Source organism: Amazonocrinis nigriterrae CENA67 (assembly GCF_016056305.1).
In the GTDB taxonomy this organism is placed as follows: Bacteria; Cyanobacteriota; Cyanobacteriia; order Cyanobacteriales; family Nostocaceae; genus Amazonocrinis; species Amazonocrinis nigriterrae.
On sequence record NZ_JAECZC010000099.1, the window covers coordinates 2,192 to 27,997 of the forward strand.

At 38.6% G+C, this 25,806-nt stretch carries 29 protein-coding genes and 1 pseudogene; 10 read left to right on the forward strand and 20 right to left on the reverse strand.

Features of this window, described 5'->3' with window-relative positions:
* The 18 genes and pseudogenes from I8748_RS35485 to I8748_RS30970 form a co-directional block, all read right to left on the reverse strand.
* Positions 1 to 828: pseudogene (locus I8748_RS35485) on the reverse strand (IS630 family transposase); the annotation flags it as partial.
* Positions 829 to 865: 37 nt separating this feature from the next.
* The gene (locus I8748_RS30890) at positions 866 to 1,255 is read right to left on the reverse strand and encodes a hypothetical protein (RefSeq protein WP_198128300.1); all 390 of its coding nucleotides are present in this window, start codon (positions 1,253 to 1,255) and stop codon (positions 866 to 868) included.
* A gap of 7 nt (positions 1,256 to 1,262) precedes the next feature.
* Positions 1,263 to 1,769, reverse strand: a complete 507-nt coding sequence (locus I8748_RS30895; RefSeq protein ID WP_198128301.1) for a hypothetical protein — start codon at positions 1,767 to 1,769, stop codon at positions 1,263 to 1,265.
* Positions 1,766 to 1,993 carry a hypothetical protein gene (locus I8748_RS30900; protein WP_198128302.1) on the reverse strand — a complete coding sequence of 76 codons (228 nt, stop codon included), beginning with the start codon at positions 1,991 to 1,993 and terminating at the stop codon, positions 1,766 to 1,768. Before I8748_RS30900 ends, I8748_RS30895 begins: the two co-directional genes overlap by 4 nt.
* Positions 1,994 to 2,405: 412 nt before the next feature.
* Positions 2,406 to 2,711: a helix-turn-helix domain-containing protein gene (locus I8748_RS30905; RefSeq protein ID WP_198128303.1), complete on the reverse strand. Its 306-nt coding sequence runs from the start codon at positions 2,709 to 2,711 to the stop codon at positions 2,406 to 2,408.
* On the reverse strand, positions 2,708 to 3,067 hold the full coding sequence (locus I8748_RS30910; protein ID WP_198128304.1) for a type II toxin-antitoxin system RelE/ParE family toxin: 360 nt from the start codon (positions 3,065 to 3,067) through the stop codon (positions 2,708 to 2,710). The genes I8748_RS30905 and I8748_RS30910 overlap by 4 nt, the downstream gene beginning before the upstream one ends.
* Positions 3,068 to 3,279: 212 nt before the next feature.
* The gene (locus I8748_RS30915; RefSeq protein ID WP_198128305.1) at positions 3,280 to 3,912 is read right to left on the reverse strand and encodes a hypothetical protein; all 633 of its coding nucleotides are present in this window, start codon (positions 3,910 to 3,912) and stop codon (positions 3,280 to 3,282) included.
* A gap of 2 nt (positions 3,913 to 3,914) precedes the next feature.
* On the reverse strand, positions 3,915 to 4,979 hold the full coding sequence (locus I8748_RS30920; RefSeq protein WP_198128306.1) for an RAMP superfamily CRISPR-associated protein: 1,065 nt from the start codon (positions 4,977 to 4,979) through the stop codon (positions 3,915 to 3,917).
* A 2-nt stretch (positions 4,980 to 4,981) separates the two neighbouring features.
* Positions 4,982 to 5,455 (reverse strand): hypothetical protein, encoded by a 474-nt coding sequence (locus I8748_RS30925; protein ID WP_198128307.1) that lies wholly within the window; start codon positions 5,453 to 5,455, stop codon positions 4,982 to 4,984.
* Positions 5,452 to 6,402 (reverse strand): RAMP superfamily CRISPR-associated protein, encoded by a 951-nt coding sequence (locus tag I8748_RS30930; protein ID WP_198128308.1) that lies wholly within the window; start codon positions 6,400 to 6,402, stop codon positions 5,452 to 5,454. The genes I8748_RS30925 and I8748_RS30930 overlap by 4 nt, the downstream gene beginning before the upstream one ends.
* Positions 6,403 to 6,431: 29 nt before the next feature.
* Entirely contained in the window at positions 6,432 to 7,052 is a 621-nt protein-coding gene (locus I8748_RS30935) for a hypothetical protein (RefSeq protein ID WP_198128309.1), read from the reverse strand.
* Position 7,053: 1 nt separating this feature from the next.
* The gene (csx7, locus tag I8748_RS30940; protein WP_198128310.1) at positions 7,054 to 7,926 is read right to left on the reverse strand and encodes a type III CRISPR-associated RAMP protein Csx7; all 873 of its coding nucleotides are present in this window, start codon (positions 7,924 to 7,926) and stop codon (positions 7,054 to 7,056) included.
* A 13-nt stretch (positions 7,927 to 7,939) separates the two neighbouring features.
* Entirely contained in the window at positions 7,940 to 9,109 is a 1,170-nt protein-coding gene (locus I8748_RS30945; protein WP_198128311.1) for a putative CRISPR-associated protein, read from the reverse strand.
* Between the two features lie 29 nt (positions 9,110 to 9,138).
* On the reverse strand, positions 9,139 to 9,564 hold the full coding sequence (locus I8748_RS30950; RefSeq protein WP_198128312.1) for a hypothetical protein: 426 nt from the start codon (positions 9,562 to 9,564) through the stop codon (positions 9,139 to 9,141).
* Positions 9,561 to 10,814, reverse strand: a complete 1,254-nt coding sequence (gene csx10, locus I8748_RS30955; protein WP_198128313.1) for a type III-D CRISPR-associated RAMP protein Csx10 — start codon at positions 10,812 to 10,814, stop codon at positions 9,561 to 9,563. The genes I8748_RS30950 and csx10 overlap by 4 nt, the downstream gene beginning before the upstream one ends.
* Complete coding sequence (locus tag I8748_RS30960; protein WP_198128314.1) at positions 10,811 to 11,542, reverse strand: RAMP superfamily CRISPR-associated protein; 732 nt, start codon at positions 11,540 to 11,542, stop codon at positions 10,811 to 10,813. The genes csx10 and I8748_RS30960 overlap by 4 nt, the downstream gene beginning before the upstream one ends.
* Positions 11,539 to 13,797 (reverse strand): type III-B CRISPR-associated protein Cas10/Cmr2, encoded by a 2,259-nt coding sequence (gene cas10 / locus I8748_RS30965; RefSeq protein WP_198128315.1) that lies wholly within the window; start codon positions 13,795 to 13,797, stop codon positions 11,539 to 11,541. Before cas10 ends, I8748_RS30960 begins: the two co-directional genes overlap by 4 nt.
* A 118-nt stretch (positions 13,798 to 13,915) precedes the next feature.
* Positions 13,916 to 14,221, reverse strand: a complete 306-nt coding sequence (locus tag I8748_RS30970; RefSeq protein WP_198128316.1) for a CRISPR-associated protein Csx3 — start codon at positions 14,219 to 14,221, stop codon at positions 13,916 to 13,918.
* 146 nt (positions 14,222 to 14,367) lie between these two features.
* Here I8748_RS30970 and I8748_RS30975 point away from each other — a divergent pair, with 146 nt between their 5' ends.
* On the forward strand, positions 14,368 to 15,261 hold the full coding sequence (locus I8748_RS30975) for an ABC transporter ATP-binding protein (protein WP_198128317.1): 894 nt from the start codon (positions 14,368 to 14,370) through the stop codon (positions 15,259 to 15,261).
* 129 nt (positions 15,262 to 15,390) lie between these two features.
* Here I8748_RS30975 and I8748_RS30980 read toward each other — a convergent pair whose 3' ends face one another.
* Positions 15,391 to 16,569 carry a phosphoserine transaminase gene (locus I8748_RS30980; protein WP_198128334.1) on the reverse strand — a complete coding sequence of 393 codons (1,179 nt, stop codon included), beginning with the start codon at positions 16,567 to 16,569 and terminating at the stop codon, positions 15,391 to 15,393.
* Between the two features lie 244 nt (positions 16,570 to 16,813).
* Between I8748_RS30980 and rpmI the strand changes: the two genes are divergently transcribed.
* From rpmI to I8748_RS31000, 4 genes are all read left to right on the forward strand, one after another.
* Positions 16,814 to 17,011: a 50S ribosomal protein L35 gene (gene rpmI, locus I8748_RS30985; RefSeq protein WP_198128318.1), complete on the forward strand. Its 198-nt coding sequence runs from the start codon at positions 16,814 to 16,816 to the stop codon at positions 17,009 to 17,011.
* 19 nt (positions 17,012 to 17,030) lie between these two features.
* Positions 17,031 to 17,387 (forward strand): 50S ribosomal protein L20, encoded by a 357-nt coding sequence (rplT, locus tag I8748_RS30990; protein WP_198128319.1) that lies wholly within the window; start codon positions 17,031 to 17,033, stop codon positions 17,385 to 17,387.
* Between the two features lie 12 nt (positions 17,388 to 17,399).
* Entirely contained in the window at positions 17,400 to 18,215 is an 816-nt protein-coding gene (locus I8748_RS30995) for a transporter substrate-binding domain-containing protein (protein ID WP_198128320.1), read from the forward strand.
* 133 nt (positions 18,216 to 18,348) lie between these two features.
* Entirely contained in the window at positions 18,349 to 18,873 is a 525-nt protein-coding gene (locus I8748_RS31000; RefSeq protein WP_198128321.1) for a tetratricopeptide repeat protein, read from the forward strand.
* A 61-nt stretch (positions 18,874 to 18,934) separates the two neighbouring features.
* Here the strand turns inward: I8748_RS31000 and dapF are convergent, their stop codons facing one another.
* A complete protein-coding gene (dapF, locus tag I8748_RS31005; protein WP_198128322.1) occupies positions 18,935 to 19,783 on the reverse strand; it encodes a diaminopimelate epimerase in 849 nt (282 codons plus the stop codon).
* Positions 19,784 to 20,091: 308 nt separating this feature from the next.
* On the opposite strand from dapF, the gene I8748_RS31010 reads away from it, so the two are divergent.
* From I8748_RS31010 to I8748_RS31030, 5 genes are all read left to right on the forward strand, one after another.
* Entirely contained in the window at positions 20,092 to 22,125 is a 2,034-nt protein-coding gene (locus I8748_RS31010; protein ID WP_198128335.1) for a primary-amine oxidase, read from the forward strand.
* 278 nt (positions 22,126 to 22,403) lie between these two features.
* Positions 22,404 to 22,655: a hypothetical protein gene (locus tag I8748_RS31015; protein WP_198128323.1), complete on the forward strand. Its 252-nt coding sequence runs from the start codon at positions 22,404 to 22,406 to the stop codon at positions 22,653 to 22,655.
* Between the two features lie 387 nt (positions 22,656 to 23,042).
* Positions 23,043 to 24,569 carry a ferredoxin:protochlorophyllide reductase (ATP-dependent) subunit B gene (gene bchB / locus I8748_RS31020; RefSeq protein WP_198128324.1) on the forward strand — a complete coding sequence of 509 codons (1,527 nt, stop codon included), beginning with the start codon at positions 23,043 to 23,045 and terminating at the stop codon, positions 24,567 to 24,569.
* Between the two features lie 138 nt (positions 24,570 to 24,707).
* Positions 24,708 to 25,001: a type II toxin-antitoxin system HigB family toxin gene (locus tag I8748_RS31025; protein ID WP_198128325.1), complete on the forward strand. Its 294-nt coding sequence runs from the start codon at positions 24,708 to 24,710 to the stop codon at positions 24,999 to 25,001.
* Positions 25,002 to 25,011: 10 nt separating this feature from the next.
* Positions 25,012 to 25,392 (forward strand): helix-turn-helix domain-containing protein, encoded by a 381-nt coding sequence (locus I8748_RS31030; protein ID WP_198128326.1) that lies wholly within the window; start codon positions 25,012 to 25,014, stop codon positions 25,390 to 25,392.
* Positions 25,393 to 25,806: the final 414 nt, after the last annotated feature.

Here is a 25,806-nt window from a genome sequence, read left to right on the forward strand (position 1 = left end):
CTAACTTGACTTTGCGCGCGTGGGGATAGTCTACATCTAGAAGTTGGCGAACTTCCAGTGCCCAATCGACGCGAGTACGATGCTCACGACTACTCACGCGCCGCCATCCTCTCAAGGGGTCAAAAAATATAAATAACGCACGCACACCATGCCGTTCATAATGGTAATCTTCTTTGCGATCGCTTGCGGGTGTCATTGGTATTGGCTCAAACACGTCCGCTTTTAACTCGTAAGCCGCTTCATCCATGCAGATGAGTGGTTCATCTTCTGTGTGCTGGCTGGTATAAATGTCTAAGACTTCTTCCATCTGTGCTACAAAGCGTGCCGCATCGCGTTCGGGAATACAGTAACGCTGCTTTTTCCACGGGCGCAATTCGTTTTTTTGAGTGTACATCGCACAGTCTCACGACCTATTTGCGTGACGATACTTCGCGCTTTGAGTTCGTCTACTAATAACTTCATCGTCCAACGAGTCCTACCATCCGGCGGTGGTGAACAGCATATAGCTATCAGATGCGCCTGTTTTTCTCCATCTAATTTCTGTGGCACGGGTGGTGTCTGACGCGGCTTGCGGTTGAGGGCTGCTTGTTCTCCTTGCTCTAAAAATGATGAGCGGATGCGGGCAACGCTATTACGATGTAATCCTAGTGCTGCCCCTATCTGCTGGTCATTCCAGCGTTGCTGCCCATATTCACCCTCATCCGACATGATCAGTACACGTGCGTGCAGAATTTTTTTCACTGGTGCATGACCATTACGGCTGAGCGCTTCCAAGTGTTGTCTTTGTTCTGCACTTAAGCGAATCTTGTTTGTTCGTCCACGTCCCATTTTCTTTGTCTGTTTCTGCTACATCTAATGCACTATTTTAGCCCGGTCGCGCTAGTAGTTTCTGAAAGGATTCTCTAAGTGTAAATTTATCTTTGGTGTAATGCATTTTTGCATCACTAGTCAAATCTTGTAAATACCTAGCTTTACGGCTCTCCCGTTCTAAGTATGTGTAGGCTTTACGTAAATTTGAGTTACCTAATTGGTGAGCAAGGTCATCAACATATTTGCGGCGACAGGTATGACGAGATTCTTTATCATCTTCCTTATACTGACCTATGTCAAATCCTTTAATACAAGCATAATGTTCTACCCAGTGCAACGCAGCATAAAAGCACATAGTTACAGCCCAATCTGGATAACTGTTTTCAATGCTACGTGCTGCTTGTTCATTACTTTTAGCTTGCTCAAGGTAGCGATCGCAAGTCATTTTAGTGTCAAAGCTTAGGTAGTGGTAATTCAGGCTCAACTAATTTGAGGGGAGGGCTTGACCAAGTTCGCATCGTTACCTCTGCACGTTGTTGAATATGGAAATCCACAATTACCTTACTAGTGTCTTGAAGTGGAGAAAGCTTACTTACTACTTCAGCATGAAAATACCACTTTTCACCAGAGTCATCCCGTAACTTCCATTCACATTCAATTACTATATCTTGCACCTGATCCCAAACTTCATGAGATAATTCAATTTCAGGCTGCAACTGTAGCTCAAAATCAATATTATGAAGGTCTGGAAATCTTAAAGCTATAGCCCTTACCCTTTTTATGTTAGCTACTTGAATTAATTTTCTTACCAACCCTTGTATTTGAAAAATTACTTCAAAACTCGTTGATTTGTGCGATTTCATCAAGCATAAATCAGACGAATAAATTTTACTCCAAGTTGTATTTGTGTAAAAGATTTTTAACGAAGACTTTTGTTGTGAGTTTTTGCTAAAAATCATGACTCATCCTTTAAAAATTCATCTAAACGATCTCTGAGAAAGGCTGCATGTTGGCGAGTCAATGCAAAATTATATATTGAATTTGCTGGCGATGCTGATTCTTGCTGACCTTGAGTGAATGGGCTTTCGGAAAGCATTCCTGCTATTAAAATCCGATGCTCTTCATCAATTGCCACACGAACACCAGTGACTAAGTATACTTTGCCCTGACTTTGCTCACTCATGAATTATCCTTTCACCTAATTTCTTTTACATGCGAAAAATAGGGGAATCAAAAGGCAATAAACCCTTGTTTGATCAATTCCCTTTATTTTAAAGTAGCCTGACTCAAGTAGAGCTTTCTATATAGTTGTTGGTTTTAATCCCCTTGTGGGGAAGTTGTTGATTATTATTCAGTAGATATCAAGGACAACTGTTAGAACCTAGCTTTTGTAATCCCCTTGCGGGGAAGTGGTGAAAACTGAATCAACTATTCAATCACCATACTAGAGGCGTGTTTCAATCCCCTTGCGGGGAAGTAATTAACTATTTGTTAATACTTTTTGTAACACTTTAATCCTCTAGTTATTAAAGATAATAGCTTGACTTTTTGGAAAAGTCAAATTAAAGTTGAGGATTATTCGAGATAATTAACCGTTACTCAAATTCAGCTAGAACAATCTCCTCATTAGGAAAATGAGCTACTAATTTTAAATTGCCACCAAGAGCCTTTATATAGTGGGAGAGGGTGGAAAGTTGAATATCCTCTTGGTTTTCCAATTCGGAGAGAATAGACTCAACAATGCTGAGGTTTTTTTCTAAATCATCCTGTGTCAGCCCCAGTGATTCTTGTAGTTCTAAGAGCGTATGATGAAGTAACATTAGTTGAGCGCGAGTTTTATTTTTTGCCCTCCGTTCAGGTGTCATTCTCTTTCGTAATTCGCTGAAAGGCTTTGTCTTCATATTAATCCTTCCTTTTCAAGCTCTTTTAACAGTTCGTCGTAGAGCTTATCTGCTTTCAGTACATTTTCCTCATACCAGCGATCGTTACCCTTTTTGCTACCTCCTAAAAGGAGTATGGCAACTCTACGAGGATCGAAAGCATAGAGAATTCGATACGGTTTTCCTTGATGTTGTACACGAAGTTCTCGCATATGTTGGTGGCGAGAATTTTTGACACCAGTACTATAAGGGAAGCGAAGATTCGGCCCTTTTTCCTCAAGTAACTCGACTACAGCATCAATACTGTCTTGCGTATCTTCATCAAGGAATGTGTACCACTGCTCGAACTCGTCTGTGTACTCTACTTCGTATGTCATCTTGTCCCAATTTCCTTTTGTTAAAAAACGTCATGCTGTTTGTTGCTTGAAGAGTTGATTCAGTAGTGATAGATCCTATCAAAGGAGGATCTTGTCCTAAACATGAGCTTATTTGCTGGTTCATTTTTCTTTGCTTAGAGAGATTGAGACTGATATAGCCATACTTTATATGGTATGAGACTTAAGAAAAAGTTAGTAGTCAAAACTTTTCATTAATCAACATACTTAACACTTTTAATACTTACATCGTCCTTGAGTGCTACGATTTTCACCTTAACTATTTGTCCTTCGTGGAGAGAACCTGCTTTCTTTGGTTCTTTTTCAGTTAACTTAATTGTGCCTAAAATTTCATAAGTGACTTTATTACCACTAATTTTGGTTACTATAGCTTCTAATATCTGATCAATTTTAAACTCTTGGGATTTCGCAACTTTATTAATTTCAACTTGTCGCGTTGACTCTACAGAAGGAGGTTGAATTTCGCCAATTGGCCCTGCATCTTTGTAGTAACGCATCAGGCGAGAAACCCAGCCTAATATTTGTAGTATTGTATGGGCATCTTCAACACCTTTAAGATAATCACTACAGGCTTTTTCAATACTGCGGTAATAATCTGTAGTTTTGCTGCTGTGACCAATTTGTCTACCATTACTCACTAAGGTTTTCAGGTATTTAAAAAACCTGGAAGTAGCATCTGCTTGGTTAACAAAAGCACGGAGATAAGCAACTACTTTCCCCAATTCGTTGACATCTGTATTTTCTTTTACTAGGGTTTGTGCGATCGCATGGGCAATTTCCCATTGTGCATCTGTCAAGGTTTCCGAAGAAGATTCAACTGTAGTCATAATTAATACATTCCAGATGGAGGTTCGCGATCGCTTGGATAACGCAACACTGCTGTAAGTTCTTCTAGTTGATGTTTTTGAATCAGGCGTGTGTGGGCTGCTTGAATATTTGTCTGGATAAATTGTTGTAACTTTTCGCCAACTAAATCTTCATCCTGAGAAACATCATATTTTGAGTAACGCTGTTGCAAACTTTGCGGCTGTTTAATTTTGTCTACATTAACTGTCATGGTTCCCATCCCAATAGGTTTACCACCACCTACTTTTAAAGCGATGGGATGTTTCGGATCTTGTCCGAAGATAATTAATAAAGTTCCTAACTCTTCTGGTAATAAATTCTTGTAATTGAGTTGAGTTTTAAATGTGTATTCTCTGCCAGCTTGTTGTACAGGAATACCAGAATTTTGACCTTTATCGATTGCCCTAATCGTGTGATAATAAAACTTACGTCCTGCAACTTTGCCTCTAATAAAATACGCCTTGCTTTCATCTGGGCGAGGACGATACAATGCAGGCATAAATCCTGTAGTGAAACCGATATTTTCACACTTAGCATCGTTAAAATCAAGCAATCCTTGCCAATCTAATGCACCGAATACACGACTGGCTGGACAAAGTTGTTCTTTGTTGCGACAAGGTAATCTTTCAGTGGGTATTTGACTTCTATATTTAGAAGTGATTACTGCTAAAGTGCTGTTGGTAATTGCTTCATATACAGACCGAATGCAACCTTTAAGAGAACTACCTTGAATTGATAGCTTTTGGTCAACACCCTGCACCATTGTTTTAATTAAAGAAATGCGGTTGTTCCCGATATCGCTACCCATGACACTTACGCCCGTGGAGACGTGGAGAGATGTCTGCACTTTCAGGGTAAGATATAAAGTACCATGCAGGCGATCGCTGAAATATTTATGATGTCCAACGGGACGCTGCAAGTTAGGTTTTTCTTGAGGAAAAGAGACAAATTCATAAGGTTTTGGCGCAAGTTCCGGCGATGAACTTCCACCGCTAGGACGGTTAGGTCTACTTGGTGGTTGCGGTCTTTGAGGGCGATTTCCTGTCATATTTATTTTGGAATTGTCAAAGCAACAAAGTGTACAGTAGAAGTTTGTTTATCGATGAAATAGCGTTGACCTATATTCAATTCTTTTTCTTTAGCGGGAAAAGCTTTAGGAAAACGGGTTTCAGTAGAGGAATATAAATGTGCATCTCGGTCTTCAGTTCGCCAACCTTTATTTTCATTATCCTCTCCATACTCACCCACAATTTCAAAGTCTGGATGTTTACCCGTGATACTCAAAAGCAGCACTTCATAACTATCTTTGCGTTTTTGCTTCCACCTCAGTTCACAATCTTGATTAAACATCTGTCCCTCAATCATGGGAAAATCGGTTGCAGTGGGTTCTTTTTTCCAATCTTCACTAACTTTGTGAGTCCAACGCAAGAAATAATAACTAGGTTCCGTTGCAAATTTTGTAATTAATTTTAGTAGTTTATCTTTTGATAAAAGCTCTTTTTTATAACCAACAAAAGCTGTCATTTTGCACCTACTAGTAATTTACTCCAAGACCTAACGCCTCGTTCAAATAAATCTTGAACTGTACCATCTCGCCATGTAAGTTGTACCCCAAAACCTAATTCCATTGATTGTGCAGCAATAGGTGTATCTTGGTAGTCTGGTTTTGAGAAACCATATGAATTTGCTTCTTCAGTTTCTAAAAATTCTCCAGCGCCTAAAAGGTAAGTATGATTCCATTGTTTTTGACTACCAAAAGCAACAATTTGTTGTTTATCTTCCGACAAAATACAACCAGGATATTGCACAACGGCTGAGTTTAATTTCACCTGTACAGTACCCAAACCGCGAGATTTCGCAAAACCTAAACCAAACCAGCCATCATTTAAATCTCGTAATACTAAACCAATTAAACCCAACTGTGCCAAAGTGAAATTTTTCAGATGAATTTTAGTGTTAAATTCGCCAGCAGTGCAAACTTGATAATTGAATGGCCCAACAGCTACAGAACCAAAGACTCTATCGATTGCTACACCATTACGTTCTTCAATTTTGTAAGACTTTGAATTATCTGGATAAGCATCTTCAATTCTGATTCTGCTAGCAATAGAAGTATTACCAAATATTTGATCTGTAAAACTAGAGAGTTTGTATATATCGCTAGATTTTTTGTCTTTGAGATAATCGTATTTATCATTTAACGGATCATTCGCCCAAGGTAGATTTGAGTTATTTGATTCACGTCTATCTCTACCTACAGTCCTGACAATTCGTTCTGCATGAGCGCGAATTGCTCCTTTTAAACTACTACCAGGCAAATATATAGAACGTCCTCCAGCATGAAAAGTTTCTACAAATTCCATATCCGGCTTAGTTGGATCTGCTCCTTCTTTACCAGATTTGATCAAAATTGGGCCATCAGGAATCAAAGTTAATTCAATGGTGCAGTGATTAACAAATCGTTTATGCATGACTTCAGTATGTAATAAGATTGTGAAAGTTAAGCAGCTACTAAAGTATTTAGCTGTAATTCACATTGTTGAAAGACAAAATTTACCGCAGCAAATAATTTCTGTAGTTCGTAAATGTTGTAAGGAAGTATATTTCTGGTAAATACGTTTGCTTCTAATTTACCGAATTGCCATGTTGCACCATTAGAAACAATCCCAAATATAATTATTTCTACTTCACCGTTTAGCCTTTGTGCAGCTATCATTTCTGCTAGACATTGCGCCCAGCCTGTCTCAAAATTATCTTGCTTGGCTTCGACTAAAATGAAGTATGGCTTATCAAATACAACTTTTCCTAAAGGGGAACGTCTAGCCAAAATATATTCAGGAAACCCTGAGAGTTTTTCGTCATAATTGAGAGATTGATGACTCCATATAATAAACTTACTTTTATATGTCTTCCAAACCTCTTTTATAACTGGATAAATTAAGTTTTCACAAATAGCAAATTCTGAGTTATCAACCACACCATCGTGCATCATTGTTTCTAAGTCTTCTCGTAAGTAATCAGAGATATGAAATTCTACTTCACCGATAAAGTTAGCTTCTGTGTAGATAACTTGAAACGCTTTGACAACTTCACCGATGGTTTTGTAATCATTGAAAGGCATATTATCCTCCTGAAGAAATTGACTCAGTGGAATGTTGTGCTATTTTTTGCCTTAAATAATGGATAAGTGAATGTGTCCAATCTTCTTTGAAATCCTTGCCATCTTTATAGATTGATTTGTCACTTCTATCGTCGTTGACTAAAGTTTCCAAGTATTTCAGTAATTCTTTTGGATTATTTTCGACATCAATCCATGTCATATTCTCAATATCTAGTTTAACCACACCTAAACCACGCGATCGCCCCCCACCGAGAGGTATTTGTTCTGTTTCAAACTGGTGTAAACCAATCATCAATAAACCAAGTTCCCATGCTTCAGCATTCTCTACCACAGCTTTAAATTGAAACTGTGTGCTAGCAGGGACGACTTGGAAATCGTAAAGTTTACTATTTGCGGCTGTTTCGGTGTCGCGGTCTATTGCTACGCCGTCTCTTTCTTGATATTGTCCAAACCAAGTTTCAGCTACTACGGTTAAATCACGGACTTGGAATTTGCTAGCAATCCAGGGAGAACCAAAAAGGTGAGATACTAAATCTGTATGCTTGAGAATTTCTGTAGTTAAAGCCTCATCATTATTGTAAGTAGTTTTTAACTGCCTCATTTCCAAGGATGTAATTGACCATTCATCCTCAATTGCTGGATTTGCAACTAGTTTACGATTATTGCCCACAATACCACGGAGGAAACTTTCTAGGCGCGATCGCAATGCGCCTTTAAAGCTAGAACCTGGTATTAATGGATTACCCAAAGCATCCTTAATCACAGGTAAATCAGAACCTATCGGTTCACTAGACCGACCTGCACTAATTCGCAATGCTGTAATAGTGGTGAGTGTGCCTGTGATTTCCAGACGATTGGTGAAGGTGTCGAACATTTTTAATTACCCCTTATTTTTTTATTCCTTCTTTTTTGTATATATGTTCATGAGTTCCGAAATATCTCAAAGATAATTTGTTATTATTTATAACTTGACAGCTAATTTTTAATTCTTTGCTAGTAATGTTAATATGTTCTATTTCTGGCTTTTCTTTATATTCGCGAAGTCTTAAAGCATCATCCTTTCTTAATGCACCAATACCATCACGATAATTAATTAATAAATGTGCAATTTTAGCTAGTTTTTCTTGTAAAATAATTCTTTTGCTCAAATCTGATGTATTTTTATAATCATCCTCAAATTTTGATTCATATTCTAACTGTTTGATAAAAGTAGGAAAATTTAATAATTTATCTTGAGAAAATAACTCATTTTTACACTCATTCCAGATTAATTTACCCCAAATAGATAATCCAATTTTTTGTCCTGTACAAGTTCGCCAATCCTGTGGAACTTTATTCGCAGGTTCCCAGGATATAGGTACTTGTCCAATATCCATAACCGCTAGTGGAATTGCATACTTTTCCACTTGGAGTTTATCTATGATGATTGGTAGCTTTGGAATTGTAATAATTTGATTAGTAGAACCTTCAAAAATGTATATTATTTCATCTGCATACAACATACCGATTGTATTAAAGTAACCTTGCATCGCTTTAAAGCCACCTACAAGATTAAAACAAATTGTATATCCTTGATAATCCTCACAGATTTTTTGCTTTAAAATAGGTAATAAATTAGCAATACCTTGCATAAACTGTTCATTGCTATTAGTAGAAAAATTTTCACTGTATAGCCTCTCAATATTATTTATTCCCTTTGATTTCAAGAAATTTTCTAGCATGATTGCACAATATCTTCCTTGTGCAGTATCAGTATAAATCAAGCAATGATGGTCTGATTTGGCTTTTTCTATTTCATTATTATATAAACCATATATACCATTTAGCTCTGCGCTAGCTTTGCGAAAATCTTCAATATCTCCGTTTAATTGATTTTCAGCCCTGAACTTTAAATCTTCTATTATCTCGATGAGTTGTTCGGAATATAGCATCATTTCATCAGTATAATGTGCTGTTCTCAATAACTCTTCACTCCAAAAATTTTCTTCATCAGATGTTTTATCAATTTGGTTAGTGAGTAAGCTAGTCCCAACAGTTGTGATCACTAATCTTTGCATAAAAGTAGACTCCTTAAATAAGAGAATGATTATATTTCGCCTTTGCGCTTGTAGACTAAATAACGTGCGCCATAGCCTAAATAACGCCTGGTTAGCTCTAAATGGATATTTTTTAAATCATCAGGATCATCTGTTTTCGCATATTCAGCAATTGTTATTGCAATATTTTTTATTTTCGTCTCAATATCTCGAATAATTATAAATGCTAATGAATCTTCGCCTCTACCCCATTTTCTATCACGTCCTAATTGATACAAAAGAAAATTTTTGATTACTTCTGTACTCTCAGTTGTATCTGAAACTCTCACTATATTACGAAACTGTGATTCTTCTAAATCACCGTAAGAATTATGATTATCTAATGCTATCTGAATTGAAATTACTAATTCATCTTCTTGCTTGCGAATTCCTTGCTGGATTTTAAGTTGTTTTTGTTGTTCTGAAAAATTAGTCATACAGCATCCTCACGAAGTACAAGATGGAAATCATTACAAACTTCGACCTGACCAAAGCCTTCACAAGTGCGATCGCCTACTCCTTTTAATTCTAATTCAGCTAAAACTTCATACCAAATCTCCGGTTGAGTTGTGCTAAACAAATAAACAGAACCTTTATCTGTCACTAGTTCTACATCTTTCATCAATCCCCAAGCAGCATTCCAGCCTGAACGATAATCGTAACTACTATAAGCTACTTCGAGTTGTAAAGATTCATCTTCAATATTGGCAAATTGCCCTAACATTTGTGCAGAAATTACAGTAGTACGTCGCCATTGTTCTCTTAAAATTGCATCTGCTTGTAAATCTAAAGTAAAATATGTACGATTAGGTAATTCTTTAATTGGATTTCCAAAAACTGAATATTGCTGCCAGCGAAATTGCAATTTACTATTAAAGTCCTGAATTTTTTGCTCTACAATGTTAGGTGTGTCTTCAGGCTGTTGTGGTGTAATATGAACTTTTCCTAATCCGCGTGAGGTTGAACCGCCTAAGCGAAAAGTCTGGCGATGGTCATCAACAAATTTATGTAGTGATTTAGATAATTGACTGGAAACTAGGATGGCTGATTTGTAAATTACATCTGTTGGATTCTTAACTCGACTTTGAGATTCGCTAATGACTTCAACACTGTATAAAATATCTTCTTCTGAAGTTGCACGTCGTCTGTTAATACCAACTCTTGTCAGTAGGCGTTTACTTACAGATAAGTTGTAATATTTACTATTATATTTACTGTAAAAACCAGTGTAAGGTTCCACTCTACCATCTTTTTCCTGTGGACAAGTCGGCTCATATGCAAATCCATAATATTCTGCACAAAAACGGTCAATTAAAGTATCAAATACTCCATTCTTACTTTCAGTTTTAAAACCTGGTTTATTTTTAGAACTAAATGCTGTTGCAGGTAATACTTTAATCTCTTCAATTCTACCTCTAGTAATTAACTTGCCTTTAGTTTTTATCGATGGATAAGCATTTTGAAAAATAGCAGATTCGTCACTTAAAAACAAAGCCTGAAAATCTCCGCCATTTTTACTCAAGTCATTAAATTGTTGACCAGACTGTTTTAAAATTTCTGATGCAATAGCCCCACGAATTACACTACCAGGAATATAATCTTCACATTCACTTACTGAACCGCCTGGTTTTTGTCGAGAAATTGCTAAAGGAGATAATACCTTAATCTCTAGTTGAATACGCTTCACTTTATCTCTCCCTTTGCTAAAAACTGCCAAACTTCAGCATCTACATCAATATTTGGTAATTCCCAATGCAACCATCCTAAACCCGCTGACTTACTCCCACCCAGCGCATGAATTTGTCGTAAACCTGCCCAAATTAATGCTTTTGCATAATCTGGTCGTTCAGGTGTTAGGCTTGGTTGAATATGAATCTCTCCCTGAAACTGGAGTTTGACATTTACAGGTGAAGTTTCCAGGAAATACAGTTTATTCTCTTCTGCGGTATGACGGCGGCGATTAATTGTGACACCAGGGCGCAATACTTCACGTACAATATCTGGTTCTTCTATACACACTAAATCATCAAATATTACCCGTGAAGGTAAAACTGGATCACCAAGAATTTGGCTAATTAAACAGTGATATGTTTCCTCGTAACCGGAAACTTCATATTGGTCACATCGAAACTTAGGCGGTGCATTTTCTCTGCGGATAACCATCCTTCCCGCATTCGGAGACTCAGATATTTCCCATCCTAAACTTCGCATCAGCTTTTCACACTCATGACGCACACGGCCTTTAACTTGTGAACCAGGAATTAATAAATTTCTTTCCGAGTTACGAACAATAGGTTTATCTGCTAAAGAACCAGAAGAACCTCCTGCGCCTACACACAAAGCAGAATCAATAACTGCTGTAATGGTATAAGTTTCAACCGAATTAGTGTTTGATAGCTGGTTAAGATAGATCATGGTGCAATCTCCATAGATGACGGTTGAGGAGATTCATTATCCGAAGTTTGAATAAAATCGTATAAATCTACCATTTCACTCCAGATAGTTTCATATCGGTTTTCTTTGGAGTCATGCATCCAAGGAGCAATATTACCTTCGTTGGTTTTAGCTGGACACCACGCATTTTCAAATTCAACTTTCAGCGCATTTTGTCCTTGTTTGAGTCGGTGACGATAATAATAATAATTTAAACTTGCAGTTCGTTTACCCCGTTCTAATAAGCTACGAATTTGATAGAGTTGTGACTTAGGAAAATTAGCTATTTTCAATGCATGAATTGCTCTAATTAAACCTTTTAATTCATATAATGTATATGGTGCAGCATATAGTTTAAGCTTTGGCCCTCTGTCATTAATAAGTAACGCTTGCCGTCGAAATTCTTCAATATTAGATGAAATCATGGTGACTGATTTCATTGTCAAAAAGTCAACTGTGCTACCATAATATCCAGATTTATTCAGAATCTTAGCATAGTCTTTTGCGGATTTCATTAATTGTTTAGTCAATTTTTCTGCATAATAAATGGGTGTATTATAAGCAGTAATCAAAACTCCTATAGATATACTTAATTTACATTGATAATCTGCTTCAAGCTGGGCAGTAAAACGATGATATTTATTAGGATTACTTAATTTGTCATCAGTTTGATATTTACCGTTGATTGTGACATCTTTCAGCAAAACTTTTTTTAAAATAATCTGTTCAAATTGTTCGCCAATCATTTTGGCAATTTCTAATGCTTTATCTGCTGGCACAATCAGTATAATGTCATCACCACCAATCGTGATAATTTCAAACGGATGAATTGCATCACCATTTTTTAATCCAGGTTTAGACTCGTCAATTCCATGTAATTTTCGTGGTTGCAAGTTGGTGGCTAATGCTTGAAATACCGCATATTTTGTAGCATTGTCAACATCTTGACTAAAATCTTGATATTCTTTGGGAGTGCGAAGTTTTTGAATAAAGCCACCCATGTTATTAATATCTGCATAAATATAAGCAATATATCCATTGCTTACATTGCCAAGTTGCGTTAATGATTCAGCAATTTCAATCTCTTTAAAGTCGTAATTGCCAATGTAATTTAGTTTGTAAGCTTGATTTAATTCTAGAAACTTACCAAACTTTTGTATCCAACCTTCATATATAAGAGTACTACCTTTATACCAATCAGCTTCTCTAAATTCTCCTATTTTTGCTCGATCACCAAACCGACGCTTAATAGCAGATGGTTCAGAAAAATATGGTTTGTCGGGAAGATTATTTGCTTGAGTAATTGCAGAACGTTTTTCAGTTTCGTCACGCCGAAGATAAGGATGGGTTTCAAGCATCGGTGGATAGCGCCGAGTAGGTCGATTTGGATTATCGTTACCACTACGACGTTGATTAAAACGAATTGCTAATTTTGTAGTTAATTCATTAAAACTTTTATGATCTTTAAATTTTTCGTTAATGATTGATTTATCTTCAATTTTGCCAAAGTAAGCTTCTACTATTTTATCAGCATACTTTTCTCGATATTGTTCTAGCCAAAAAGTATCTTCTATATTATCTCTGAGCAATCCAAAATTTAGTTCTAGGATTCTAAAACACTCACCTACAGCACAAGAATTAGCAGTTATAGTTCTCTCAGTGTAGCGTTTCTCAATTGCATCTGTTAACTCATTGACAAACGCCGCAGGGCAAAATGCCAAAATATTACCACCCGAAGAGTAAATAATCATTTCTGGGATTAATACTTCTAGTAAAGATGGTTGACTTGGAAAATTTTTTTGTAACCATTCTCTAATGTCTTGATAATAAAATCTGTAGAGGTTGGAATCTGGTTCTTTATTAAAGAAACCAGGTAAATCAATTGAATTAATTTGGTCTAGAAGTCCAGAGCCACCTCGAATATCAGGTAACTTAGATTCTTCAAATACATACTGTTTAATTTTAGTTGCACCACCGTAAACTAAACCGATTTGAGAGTTGCAAAGATGAGGATATTGTTCTGTATACTGCTTTAGTTCCTCTAAAGTTTCTGGAAATTTTAAGTTATCTAATTCTTGAACTTGGTTAACAAACTGTTGAAATTCTTCGGGTAATTCTTTCCCTGCTTTTAAAGCCTCTCGTGTTTGCTGCAAAACCTCTTTATGCTTAGGTTCTCGCTGATCACCCCAAGCTAGACACCAAGCGATCGCTATAGTAATAAAATGTGTATTTTCCATATTATTTGTTTTCAAATGTAAATATTCTTCAACTATTTTTACTTACCACTCAAAGTCATCAATAACAGTGTTGTAGCCAGCACCATTGCACACTTTAATGCATCTTGACCAGATTAATTTAATCAATCAAGTCTCCCAATTGATACGCTGGATTGTGTGTGATAGAAATCACATATTTACCTAACTTAGGATCGTAAAAAGCAACTGCACCGTAAACATGTGCAAGTTTATGCGCTAGGACAAATGCTACAGGTATAGAGACTGGGCCGTTAATCTTTAATAATGGCCCTCCTGCAAGTTCTCCCGAATTTGCCATTTCCTCTAACCGCGCCGCCGCATCCTTCACAATTTGGTCATTCTGTGCAGGTTCGCCAAAATTAATCCGCAAAATTCCGTCTTTTAATTCGATTTTGTAAGTAGTCATTGCTTCTATCCTCTAACTGCTAGTAACATCATACACAGTGCTGGAAGACCCTTCTTCCGAACCTTCCAGTGCTGGAGTTCTACCATCTTTGGTTAAACACTTATAATAAAGACCAACGCCGAGATGCAAAGAAGTTTATTTAATTTATGTTGAGAATTGAAAATTTAAATAAGTCTTATGGACAAAGAAAAGTTCTACAAAATTTGAATCTGCATATTGATTCAGGCGAAATTTACGGCTTATTAGGCGCAAATGGAGCCGGAAAGACGACGACAATTAATATTATTTGCAATTTACTTAAAGCTGATAGTGGTAATATCAAAATCAATAATCAAGCTGTCTCTGAGGTGACAAAAAAAATAATTGGCATTGCACCTCAAGAGAATTTACTTTATAAAACTCTATCTTGTGAAGAAAATCTGAAATTTTTTGCAGATATTTACGGTTTAGACCGGCAAACTCGCCAAAGGCAAATAAAACATACTCTCAGGGCTGTAAACTTATTAGATAGAGCTAAAAGTCCGGTAGAGACTCTTAGCGGCGGGATGCAGCGGCGGTTGAATATTGCAGTAGCTTTGGTACATCAGCCGAAGTTAGTAATTTTAGATGAACCGACTACAGGGTTAGATATTGAAGCAAGGTACGAAATTTGGGAATTAATTCGGCAACTGAAAAATCAAGGAATTACGATTTTACTGACGACTCATTTATTAGATGAAGCTGAGCGTCTTTGTGATAGAATTGGGATTATGAGAAATGGGCGAATTTTAGCTGAAGGTAGTTTACCAAAGTTACGCGCTTTGATTCCAGCTAAAGAAATTATAACAGTACAGACTACCCAAGAACAACAAGCGATCGCCCGCGCTCAAAAATACGGTTTCATCCACAGACGTTACGGTAACGAGTTAGCTTTTTGGTTATCAGAACAGCTAGAATTAAAAGAAATTCTTGCACGCTTTGAGGGCATAGCAATTGATTCAATTGCACGTCAGCCCATACGATTAGAGCATATTTATCTAGAACTCACGCAAAATAATTAGTAATTATGAAAAAAACTAAGAATACGTGAGTTTGACAGATTTTGAAGAACCCCTCTCCAAACCTCTCCCCGTTGCGGGGAGAGGCTTAAAGATTATTTGCCTTTTTTGCTTCCCCTTCCCCTTCTAAAATTAAACTACAGCAACTAACTCAGCTTTGACAGTAGCAAATGCCCAGTCTAACCAAGGAAGTAAGGCTTCTATGTCTGCGGTTTCTACTGTTGCTCCTCCCCAAATGCGTAATCCGGGTGGTGCAGAGCGGTAGGGTGCGATATCGTAAGCCACTCCTTGCTTTTCGAGAAGTTTAGCTATTTTATTCGCAGATTTCGCTTGTTCTTCTGGGCTGAGGCTAGTAAACCAAGAATCGACAATCTTCAAGCAAATTGAGGTACAAGAGCGATTTTCTGGTTGCTGTGCCAAAAAGTCTGCCCAACTGCTTTGTTCTACCCACTTAGCGATCGCTGCTAAATTAGCTTCGCTACGATTAATTAAACCAGGAAGTCCGCCAATACTTTCTGCCCAGGTCAACCCATCAATGGCATCTTCTACGCACAACATCGAGGGTGTATTGATAGTATCTCCTTTAAAGATGCCTTCAATCAGTTTGCCTTTTTGTGTGAGGCGAAACAGTTTAGGTATCGGCCAAGCTGGTTGATAACTTTCGAGTCGTTCCACAGCACGTGGTGAAAGTACAATCACACCATGTTGTGCTTCTCCACCCAAAACTTTTTGCCAAGAGTAAGTCACCACATCCAGCTTTTGCCAAGGTACATCCATGGCAAAAACCGCAGATGTGGCATCACAGATGGTAATTCCCTGACGGTCATCGGGAATCCAATCACCATTTGCTACTCTCACACCTGATGTTGTGCCATTCCACAAAAACACCACATCATGACTAAAATCAACTTGACTTAAATCAGGTAAACTGCCGTAAGGTGCTTTGAGCAAACGAACATTAGGTAACTTCAATTCATCTGTGACATCTTTCACCCATTCTTGCCCAAAACTTTCCCATGCCAAGATATCGAGGGGGCGTTGTCCTAGTAATGACCACAATGCCATCTCTACTGCACCAGTGTCGGAAGCAGGAACGATGCCCAAACGATAATCAGCAGGAACACCCAGGATTTTCTTAGAACGTTCTATAACTTCTGCTAATTTGGCTTTGCCATCCGCAGAACGATGGGAACGACCTACACAGGCGTTTTGCAGATGAGAAACAGACCAGCCAGGGCGTTTTGCACAAGGGCCGGAAGAGAAATGAGGAACGCGAGGCTTAGTTGTTGGAAGAGTAATATTCTCTGACATCGGTGCAGGGAGCTGCATTAGGTAGTGATCATATTACATAGTACCGGAGAATCAGTGCTTTAGGAGCGGGGGAGCAGGAGGGTAGGGGAGATGAGGGGGATGAGGGAGATGAGGAAGAAATAACAACTGACAACTGACCACTGACAACTGACAACTAACTAAATTTTCCGGCTCTGTGCTATGGGCATTAGAAACCAGGTTTATTAGTATATAATGAGGGATTGTGTCGAATTGAAGCCAGCCCATGCCTAAACTCAAGACTCGTAAAGCCGCAGCGAAGCGATTCCGTGCCACTGGCAGTGGTAAAATCGTGCGCCGAAAAGCTTTCAAAAACCACCTTTTAGAACACAAGAGTGGTAACAAAAAGCGTAACCTGTCCAAGACTACACTTGTACACGAACGCGACGAAGATAATGTACGCTTGATGCTCCCATATTTGTAAGTCCTTTAGGAATTAAATTATGACCCGGGTAAAACGCGGTAACGTAGCTCGTAAACGCCGCAATAAAATTCTCAAAATAGCTAAAGGTTTTCGCGGTTCCCACTCAACTTTGTTTAGAACCGCTAACCAACAAGTGATGAAGGCACTTCGCAGTGCTTACCGCGATCGCAAAAAGAAAAAGCGCGATTTTCGTCGCCTGTGGATCACCCGTATCAACGCTGCTGCAAGACAACATGGTTTGAGTTACAGCCAGTTGATCGGCAATCTCAAAAAAGCTGATATCCAATTAAATCGCAAAATGCTAGCACAATTGGCAGTTCTTGATCCTGCTACCTTCGGCAAAGTCGCTGAATTAGCAACCCAACCTAAAGGATAAAGGTGGTAACGGATGAATAACCGATGTAACAGATGGCTAGCAATTAATCCGTTACATCTGGTATTATCCGCTGCCATTTTGATTATTTTCTGCTTTTCTATTTTGGGGACAGGATTTAGCGCATCTGCCGCCCAATGGCCAGAAATCCAGCGGCGGGGCTATTTAAATATTGCTGTCAAAGATAACTTGCGTCCTTTGGGTTTTAGAGATGCTAACGGGAATTTGCAAGGTTTAGAAATTGACTTAGCAAAGCGCTTGGCAGCTGATTTGCTGGGTAAAGCAGATGCTGTCAAGTTGCAACCAGTAATAAATCGCGATCGCCTATCTGTAGTTTTAAACCAAAAAGTTGATTTGGCGATCGCCAGGGTGACAGCAACCAATTCACGCGCCCGCTTGGTCAGTCTCAGTGTTCCTTACTATTTTGATGGCACTTTCATAGTCACAAAAGATACTAATATTCAGCAGTTAAGAGATTTGGCAAAACGAAAAATCGCTGTAATCATGCATTCTGACACTATTGCCCAAGTGCGGTACTATGTGCCCAATGCAGAGTTAGTAGGAGTGAATTCTTATCAAGAAGCGCGAGAGCAAATAGAAAGCAATGCTGTAACAGCTTTTGCCGCAGATGCCAGCGTTCTCAGCGGTTGGGTACAACAATATCCCCAATATCGACTACTGCCAACCAAGCTATCAACTGAACCCTTATCAGTCGTAATGCCCAAAGGATTGCAGTACGATGAGTTAAGACGGCAGGTAAATGAAGCGATCGCTCGTTACATAGCCCAAGGCTGGCTCCAAGAACGTGTAAAATATTGGGGCTTACCGTGAAGTGGTCATTAGTTAGTGGTCAGTGGTCAGTGGTTAGTAGCAGAGAAAAAACAACTAACAACTGACAACTAACAACTGACAAAAAGCTGATAATAGATATAGAAGCAACTTTTAATATTCATAATTAACGGCAATGGATAACAATCTAGCGCTTGTGTATCTTTCGATTTTGGTGGGTTTACTCACATTTACAGTTGTGAGTGTTTTTCGCCAGATTTTCAAAACTCGCAGACGTGAAAGTTCTCTGTCGAGGCTGCGAAACAAGTTGAGTAAAGAAAAGGGTACGGCTCAAGAATATTACGAGTTAGCCAGTATTTATTCGGAAAAAAAAGTGTATTCCCAAGCCATAGCATTGTTTCAAAAAGCTCTCAAAGCTGCTGAAGAAGAAGGAGAAGAAAGTATTGCTCCTATTTACAATGGTCTGGGTTATGCTTACTTTGCCCAAGAGCAATATGACTTAGCAATTCGTCAATATAAAGAAGCTCTGAAATCTAAACCAGATTATGTCACAGCTTTAAATAATCTCGGTCACGCTTACGAACGCAAAAAATTAAATGCTCAGGCGTTACAAAGTTACGAAGAAGCACTCAAAATTGCTCCTAAAAATGCCACTGCCAAACGCCGTGCTGAAACTTTGCGGCGCTTAGTTTCTGCATAATTATTGAGTTGTTACGATTGTTGACTGTGAACTATGAATAGTCATCAGTCAACAGTCATCATTAATCAGTCAAATATTCAAAAATCTCCATCGAAATCAGCCCTTCAGCTACTTTAGTAACAGCACCTGTCATTGTTACTAAAAAATCATTATTAATCTCTATTGCAATTCGTCCCCCAGGCATGTGAACTGCAATTGAAGCATCACACAAACCCAAGTGATAAGCCACAGCTGCCGCTGCACTGCTACTACTACCGGATGCTAGAGTGTAACCTGCTCCCCTTTCCCAAATCTCAATCTGGATATTTCCCCGGTCAATAACTTTCATGAACTGAACATTGATACGGTTTGGAAAGTAAGGGTGAACTTCTATTTGAGAACCATATTTTTTGACTATTTCCGGCGTGACTTCAGGCATTTGTATAACACAATGGGGATTACCAATTGTCGCTGCACAGAAAGTAAAAGTTTTATCCTCAATTGTTATGCTTTCTTCCAGAACTTCTCTGGAATGTCCTGCAACAGGAATCTTGTCACTGTGAAAGCTAACATAACCCATTTCTACTTGCACAGTGTTACCTGAATTAGCGACACACGCTTTCACTTTTCCGCCGAGTGTTTCGATATCAAACTCTTCATCTCCAACAAGTTTTCTATCCCACAAGTAACGAGAAAAGATTCTCAATCCATTACCGCTTTTTTCTGCCTCGCTACCATCAGGATTAAAAATGCGTAATCTAAATTTTGCATTTTCAGATGGTAGTGGCCCAAACAAAATTCCATCAGAACCAATTCCAAAATTCCGGTGACAAATCCGCTGAATTTTTTCTGGAGTTAATTTAAAAGCTAAGTCTTTAGGAGCGATCACTAAATAATCGTTTCCGAGAGCATGATACTTGGAATATTTCATTTGGAAAAGTATGACAAGTTACATAAATCTCTATCATACATAGTTAAAGGATTTTCAAAAAATAAATATTTTGTGGGATGGGTGTCCTCACCCGTCTTTTGTATTTAGGGCAGGCAAGATACCCACCCCACAAGAAAATTTAGAATATTTTTTAGATTTTTTAGAATGGAAGTTACTTAAGTAACTAATACAAATAAACTAAGTTGCTCATCAAGAACAAATAAATGTTAAATTAGCCTCTAAATCTATCGGTTTCCTAGCTCATACTTGGAAATAGTTAACTATACATTATTTTCAGCATGTAAATGATGATTAAGAGGCTCAGGTTTTTTGGTTTAGTTATTACCATTATTGTTTTCATTTCCTTCTCTCTAACATTGATGGGGAGATTGTCTGCTCAACAGCCTTTTATTTATCATCCTCTAACTCCGTTAACAGAAGTAGAAATTAGCACAGCCGTTTCAGTGATCAAAAAAGCAAAATCTTTAAGCGAAATGGCAGTGTTTCCAATTATTTCTCTACAAGAACCCGATAAAAATGAAGTGATTAATTTTACTCCTGGTAAACCATTTCAACGCCAAGCTTTTTTAGTGATTTATGAACGATGCCTTCGGAAAGGGCTTTGCCCAACGCAAAATCAAACCTATGAGGCTGTCGTTGACCTGCAAACCCAAACCCTCAGTTCTTGGAAACACATACCCTCAGTGCAACCTGCTATTGTCAACCTGGAATATCCACTAGCAACGCAGGTAGTCAAAGCTGATCCTCGATGGCAAGCAGCAATGCAAAAGCGGGGAATTACAGATTTTGATCTAGTCAAAATTAATTGCTGGGCACCAGGAATCCTAAGTAAACAGGAAGAAATCACAGGTAATCGTCTTTGCCGGGGTCTATCTTACTATAAAGGCGATCGCTGGAACTATTACGGTAGTCCTATTGAAGGTGTGGTAGCAACAGTTAATTTAAATACAGGCAAAATCGCCAGCTTCGTAGATACAGGAATTGTTCCTTTCTCTAAGGAAAACTGGAATTACGATTTGCAGACTTTGGGTAAACTACTTACACCTCCTAAACTCTTAAAGATTCTGCAACCGCAAGGTACAAGTTTCCGCGTCAATGGCAATGAAATTACTTGGCAAGGTTGGAAATTTCACTATCTCATGCATCCCCGCAGTGGCTTGGTGTTGTATCAAGTGACATACAAAGATGGGGAAAATATTCGACCAGTGTTATACCGCGCTAGTTTATCAGAAATGGTAGTACCTTACGGCGACCCTGATCCCACTTGGTCATTTAGAAATGCCTTTGATGTTGGCGAATACAACTTTGGTTTGCTAGCAAACACAATGGAATTAGGTAAGGAAATTCCGGAAAATGGGTTGTTGCTGGATGCTGTGTTTGCTAATGAACAGGGAGAACCTTATGTAATGCCAGGAGTTATCGGTATTTATGAAAAAGATAACGGTATACTCTGGAAGCATTATGAGTATAACACCCAACGTAATGATGTCCGGCGCGATCGCGAATTAGTGATGACGATCAATGCAGCTGTTGACAACTATGATTACAGCATCAATTGGATCTTTCACCAAGATGGAACTTTGGAGTTACAAAACGAATTAACGGGTATTGTACTGGCGCAGGGAACAGCTGCCGAAAAGCAGTCTGATGATAATTCTTATGGTCGATTAATTGCAAAAAATACTGTCGGGGTGAACCATCAGCACTTTTTCAACTACCGCTTAGATATGGATGTAGATGGTCAGGCTAATTCTGTCATGGAAATGAATGTGAAAGGTCTGCCAATAGATGAGAAAAATCCTTTAGGAAATGCGATCGCATTAGAAGAAACACCATTAACAAAAGAAACAACTGCTGTGCGTGATATTGACATGAAACACAGCCGGGAATGGATGATTGTGAATGCAGAAAATAAAAATGCTTTGGGGGCTGCTCCTGGGTATATGCTGATGCCAGGCAGCAATTCAATATTTTTCCCTGTGGAAGGTGCAGAAATCAGACAAAAGGCTGAATTTGCCACTCATCATGTTTGGTTAACGAGATATAAACCTAACGAACTCTACGCTGGTGGTGATTATCCTAACCAAACTCAGCCAGGACAAGGTTTACCGAAGTATATCTCTAATGACGAGCCTTTAATCAATCAAGATATCGTACTGTGGTACACAATGGGCGTTACTCATGTGCCGCGACCAGAAGATTGGCCTGTAATGCCAGTTCATCGAGTTGGGTTTAAGCTAGTTCCTAGAGGATTCTTTAGTCGCAATCCAGCTATCAATTTACCTGAGTCGGTGGCTGTGAGTAAATCTGGTAATAAGTAAGTTGGTACTATTGCACAAGTACTTCTGATACCAATTATGCGGTATCTTAGGTTCTAAGCCAAAGGAAACCGCATGACACAGGGAAATCAACCAAACGACTTTGAAAGATCGGAAAATGAAAACTGGGATTGCCAAACATAAACAAGAGAATGGTCTGCGGCTGCAACAGAACTCGCTTGTTTTGCCCTTGCAAGGTTGAAAAACAAAGATTTAATCGAAATAATTGATACTAAGCGAGGAACTCTCAGATTTGTTTGTATTTTTAGGGATAAAGGACAATGACAGAAGCACAATTAACAGCAACTCAAATACCTGTTAATGAATTGATAGGTATGCTTACTGCTATAGGCAATCAAGACTATTCTAGATTTCAAGAACTAGAAACTGTTTTTGTCTCTCAACATGGTGAAGAAGTTTGGCAGGAAGTTTTTAACTTTCGTCTTTTGCCTGCATTAGATAAGCCAGCTAGTCAGTGGTTACTAAATCAATGGTTAAGTGCGGGTATTAACAGTATCAAGAAAATAGAATAATTGTTGTTAAAAGTTAGCAATTGACCTAATTCCTTATGTTTACGCTCAAAAAAAGCGCCACTTAGTCATAAATTATTCTCACAAAGCAAAGCCTTGTGAGAATGTAAAGCAAAATTAAGGTAAAAAAATAGTTAATTCAGCACATTAACTTTGATAACAAATTTGCCGAAAAAATTAAGTTTTATTTAACTTCAACAACACAAATATTGTTAAAATTAGAAGCTACATCCCAATCAATAAAGGCATTTGAGCGATCGCAACCTAGATAAAATTTGCTAGTTTGCCAACTTCTTGGAGGTGACAAGTTTTGCGACAATCAGAAGCGATTTAATTAATCATCATGCACTCATAGTCCGTGTTATTTGAGTTGACAAGGGAGAACACAACATGAAATTGGCTTACTGGATGTATGCAGGCCCAGCCCACATTGGCACTCTGCGGATTGCCAGTTCCTTCAAAAACGTTCATGCTATCATGCACGCCCCACTCGGCGATGATTACTTTAACGTTATGCGCTCTATGCTAGCGCGGGAAAGGAACTTCACGCCGGTGACAGCAAGTGTTGTTGACCGCAACGTTTTAGCACGCGGTTCCCAAGAGAAGGTAGTAGACAACATCACCCGCAAAGATGCTGAAGAACACCCAGACTTGATTGTGTTAACTCCCACCTGCACCTCTAGCATTCTCCAAGAAGACTTGCACAACTTTGTGGAAAGGGCACAGTTGGAGGCAAAAGGGGATGTAATGCTGGCAGATGTGAACCATTACCGCTTCAACGAACTGCAAGCTGCCGATCGCACGCTGCATCAAATTGTGCAATTCTACATTGAGAAAGCCCGCAAAAAAGGCGAACTCCCACAAGGTAAAACTGAAAAACCCTCTGTCAACATCATCGGTATTTCTACCCTTGGTTTCCACAACCAACACGACTGCACTGAATTGAAGCGGCTGATGGCTGACTTGGGAATTGAGGTGAATACCGTAATTCCTGAAGGCGCTTGTGTGAAAGATTTGCAGAAGATGCCCAAAGCTTGGTTTAATTTAGTACCTTACCGTGAACTTGGTTTAACTACAGCCCGTTACCTAGAAGCAGAATTTGGCACACCCTACGTAGATATTACACCCATGGGTGTAGTGGAAACTGCCAGATGCATCCGCAAAATTCAGCAGGTAATTAACGCCCAAGGTGCTGATGTTGATTACGAAGAATTCATCAACGAGCAAACTTTGTATGTATCTCAAGCGGCTTGGTTCTCTCGTTCCATCGACTGTCAGAACTTGACTGGTAAAAAAGCTGTAGTGTTTGGCGATAATACTCACGCTGCTGCTCTCACCAAGATTCTCTCACGGGAAATGGGGATTCATGTTGTTTGGGCTGGTACTTATTGCAAATATGATGCTGATTGGTTCCGCGAACAAGTAAGCGAGTATTGCGATGAAGTGTTGATTAGCGACGATCACGGCGAAATTGGGGATGCGATCGCCCGCGTAGAACCCTCCGCCATTTTCGGCACCCAAATGGAACGCCACGTTGGTAAGCGTTTAGATATTCCTTGTGGTGTGATTGCTGCACCTATCCACGTGCAAAACTTCCCCATTGGTTACAAACCATTTTTGGGTTACGAAGGTACAAATCAAATTACAGATTTGATCTACAATTCCTTTACTTTGGGAATGGAAGACCATCTATTAGAAATATTTGGTGGTCACGATACTAAGGAAGTAATTACTAAAGGAATCTCTGCTGAATCTGACCTCAACTGGACAAAAGATGGTTTAGCAGAATTGAATAAAATTCCTGGGTTTGTGCGGGGAAAAGTGAAGCGAAATACTGAGAAATTTGCCCGCGATCGCGGCATCAAAGATATTTCAACTGAAGTACTGTACGCTGCAAAAGAAGCTGTAGGCGCATAATCTATAGTTTGTAACTCATACAAAAAGGTTTATGGGCGACCTGCTCATAAACCTTTTTTTATTGAACCGTGTTAACCCCAATGGCAATACTTACGTATATAGGCTACTTTCATATAAAGTAATTTAATCATAATTATTATGAGAATAATTGCACGCAGCACTTTACGGCAATTTTGGGAAAAACATCCTGATGCTGAGCAACCACTAAAAGCGTGGTATGATGAAGCATCTCGTGCAGAATGGAATAGTCCATCAGATATAAAAAGTATTTATCGCAACGGCAGTATTATCGGTAATGATCGTGTGATTTTTAATATTAAAGGCAATGCCTATCGCTTAATTGTTCACGTCCGTTACGATATAAAAATTATTTTTATCCGCTTTGTGGGAACACACTCTGAATACGATAACGTAGATGCGGCAGTAATATGAGGTAATATATATGCTCGTACCCCGTCCCATCCGAACCGAGGCTGATTATCGTGCGACGCTATCAGAAATTGAAAGATTATTTAATGCAGAGCCTAACACACCGGAGTGCGATCTCTTAGAAGTTTTAACAACGCTCGTGGAAGCATACGAACAACAACATTACGCAGTTGAAGCACCAGAGCCGATTGAAGCTATTTTATATTATCTCGAATCCCGTGGTTTGTCTGCTCATGATTTAGAACCTATTATTGGGAGTCTGGGAGAGGTTACAGAGATTTTAAATCGCCAGCAAGCACTAACACTAGAGATGATTCGGCGTTTACATCAACAATTAGGGATTCCGGCTGAGGTGTTGATTCAACCATACTCTCTAATAAAAAATTCAGCCTAATCAAAGTGTGGAGTTCAGGTGTAATTTACTGAATTTAGGAGTTTTACATATATGAGTAAGCAAATAATGCTTTTACAAAATTTACGCGCTTCATATTAAATTGGTATTAGTAGCTGGGCACTAGCTACAAAAGTAGTATCAAGCTATGATGTTGAGTAATAACAATTTTAGAGAAATACTTTACAAATACCTATAGGGCAATACGGTTCAGTTAGGGCTAAAAATTTGATTTGATATAGGTTGGGTTGAGGAACGAAACCCAACAATTTCACAACTTTGTTGGGTTTCGCTTACGCTCTACCCAACCTACAATTATCCTTAACTGAACCGTATTGACCTATAGAGTACGGTTAGCAGAAAAAAAGCGATCGCACCTCTAACCACTCAAGCTATTATTTACTTGAAAGCCTACAG

Coding starts and splice junctions, on each gene's coding strand:
- I8748_RS30890 (WP_198128300.1), bottom strand. CDS start 1,255: ATGACTTGCGATCGCTACCTTGAGCAAGCTAAAAGTAATGAACAAGCA.
- I8748_RS30895 (WP_198128301.1), bottom strand. CDS start 1,769: ATGATTTTTAGCAAAAACTCACAACAAAAGTCTTCGTTAAAAATCTTT.
- I8748_RS30900 (WP_198128302.1), bottom strand. CDS start 1,993: ATGAGTGAGCAAAGTCAGGGCAAAGTATACTTAGTCACTGGTGTTCGT.
- I8748_RS30905 (WP_198128303.1), bottom strand. CDS start 2,711: ATGAAGACAAAGCCTTTCAGCGAATTACGAAAGAGAATGACACCTGAA.
- I8748_RS30910 (WP_198128304.1), bottom strand. CDS start 3,067: ATGACATACGAAGTAGAGTACACAGACGAGTTCGAGCAGTGGTACACA.
- I8748_RS30915 (WP_198128305.1), bottom strand. CDS start 3,912: ATGACTACAGTTGAATCTTCTTCGGAAACCTTGACAGATGCACAATGG.
- I8748_RS30920 (WP_198128306.1), bottom strand. CDS start 4,979: ATGACAGGAAATCGCCCTCAAAGACCGCAACCACCAAGTAGACCTAAC.
- I8748_RS30925 (WP_198128307.1), bottom strand. CDS start 5,455: ATGACAGCTTTTGTTGGTTATAAAAAAGAGCTTTTATCAAAAGATAAA.
- I8748_RS30930 (WP_198128308.1), bottom strand. CDS start 6,402: ATGCATAAACGATTTGTTAATCACTGCACCATTGAATTAACTTTGATT.
- I8748_RS30935 (WP_198128309.1), bottom strand. CDS start 7,052: ATGCCTTTCAATGATTACAAAACCATCGGTGAAGTTGTCAAAGCGTTT.
- csx7 (WP_198128310.1), bottom strand. CDS start 7,926: ATGTTCGACACCTTCACCAATCGTCTGGAAATCACAGGCACACTCACC.
- I8748_RS30945 (WP_198128311.1), bottom strand. CDS start 9,109: ATGCAAAGATTAGTGATCACAACTGTTGGGACTAGCTTACTCACTAAC.
- I8748_RS30950 (WP_198128312.1), bottom strand. CDS start 9,564: ATGACTAATTTTTCAGAACAACAAAAACAACTTAAAATCCAGCAAGGA.
- I8748_RS30960 (WP_198128314.1), bottom strand. CDS start 11,542: ATGATCTATCTTAACCAGCTATCAAACACTAATTCGGTTGAAACTTAT.
- cas10 (WP_198128315.1), bottom strand. CDS start 13,797: ATGGAAAATACACATTTTATTACTATAGCGATCGCTTGGTGTCTAGCT.
- I8748_RS30970 (WP_198128316.1), bottom strand. CDS start 14,221: ATGACTACTTACAAAATCGAATTAAAAGACGGAATTTTGCGGATTAAT.
- I8748_RS30975 (WP_198128317.1), top strand. CDS start 14,368: ATGTTGAGAATTGAAAATTTAAATAAGTCTTATGGACAAAGAAAAGTT.
- I8748_RS30980 (WP_198128334.1), bottom strand. CDS start 16,569: ATGTCAGAGAATATTACTCTTCCAACAACTAAGCCTCGCGTTCCTCAT.
- rpmI (WP_198128318.1), top strand. CDS start 16,814: ATGCCTAAACTCAAGACTCGTAAAGCCGCAGCGAAGCGATTCCGTGCC.
- rplT (WP_198128319.1), top strand. CDS start 17,031: ATGACCCGGGTAAAACGCGGTAACGTAGCTCGTAAACGCCGCAATAAA.
- I8748_RS30995 (WP_198128320.1), top strand. CDS start 17,400: ATGAATAACCGATGTAACAGATGGCTAGCAATTAATCCGTTACATCTG.
- I8748_RS31000 (WP_198128321.1), top strand. CDS start 18,349: ATGGATAACAATCTAGCGCTTGTGTATCTTTCGATTTTGGTGGGTTTA.
- dapF (WP_198128322.1), bottom strand. CDS start 19,783: ATGAAATATTCCAAGTATCATGCTCTCGGAAACGATTATTTAGTGATC.
- I8748_RS31010 (WP_198128335.1), top strand. CDS start 20,092: ATGATTAAGAGGCTCAGGTTTTTTGGTTTAGTTATTACCATTATTGTT.
- I8748_RS31015 (WP_198128323.1), top strand. CDS start 22,404: ATGACAGAAGCACAATTAACAGCAACTCAAATACCTGTTAATGAATTG.
- bchB (WP_198128324.1), top strand. CDS start 23,043: ATGAAATTGGCTTACTGGATGTATGCAGGCCCAGCCCACATTGGCACT.
- I8748_RS31025 (WP_198128325.1), top strand. CDS start 24,708: ATGAGAATAATTGCACGCAGCACTTTACGGCAATTTTGGGAAAAACAT.
- I8748_RS31030 (WP_198128326.1), top strand. CDS start 25,012: ATGCTCGTACCCCGTCCCATCCGAACCGAGGCTGATTATCGTGCGACG.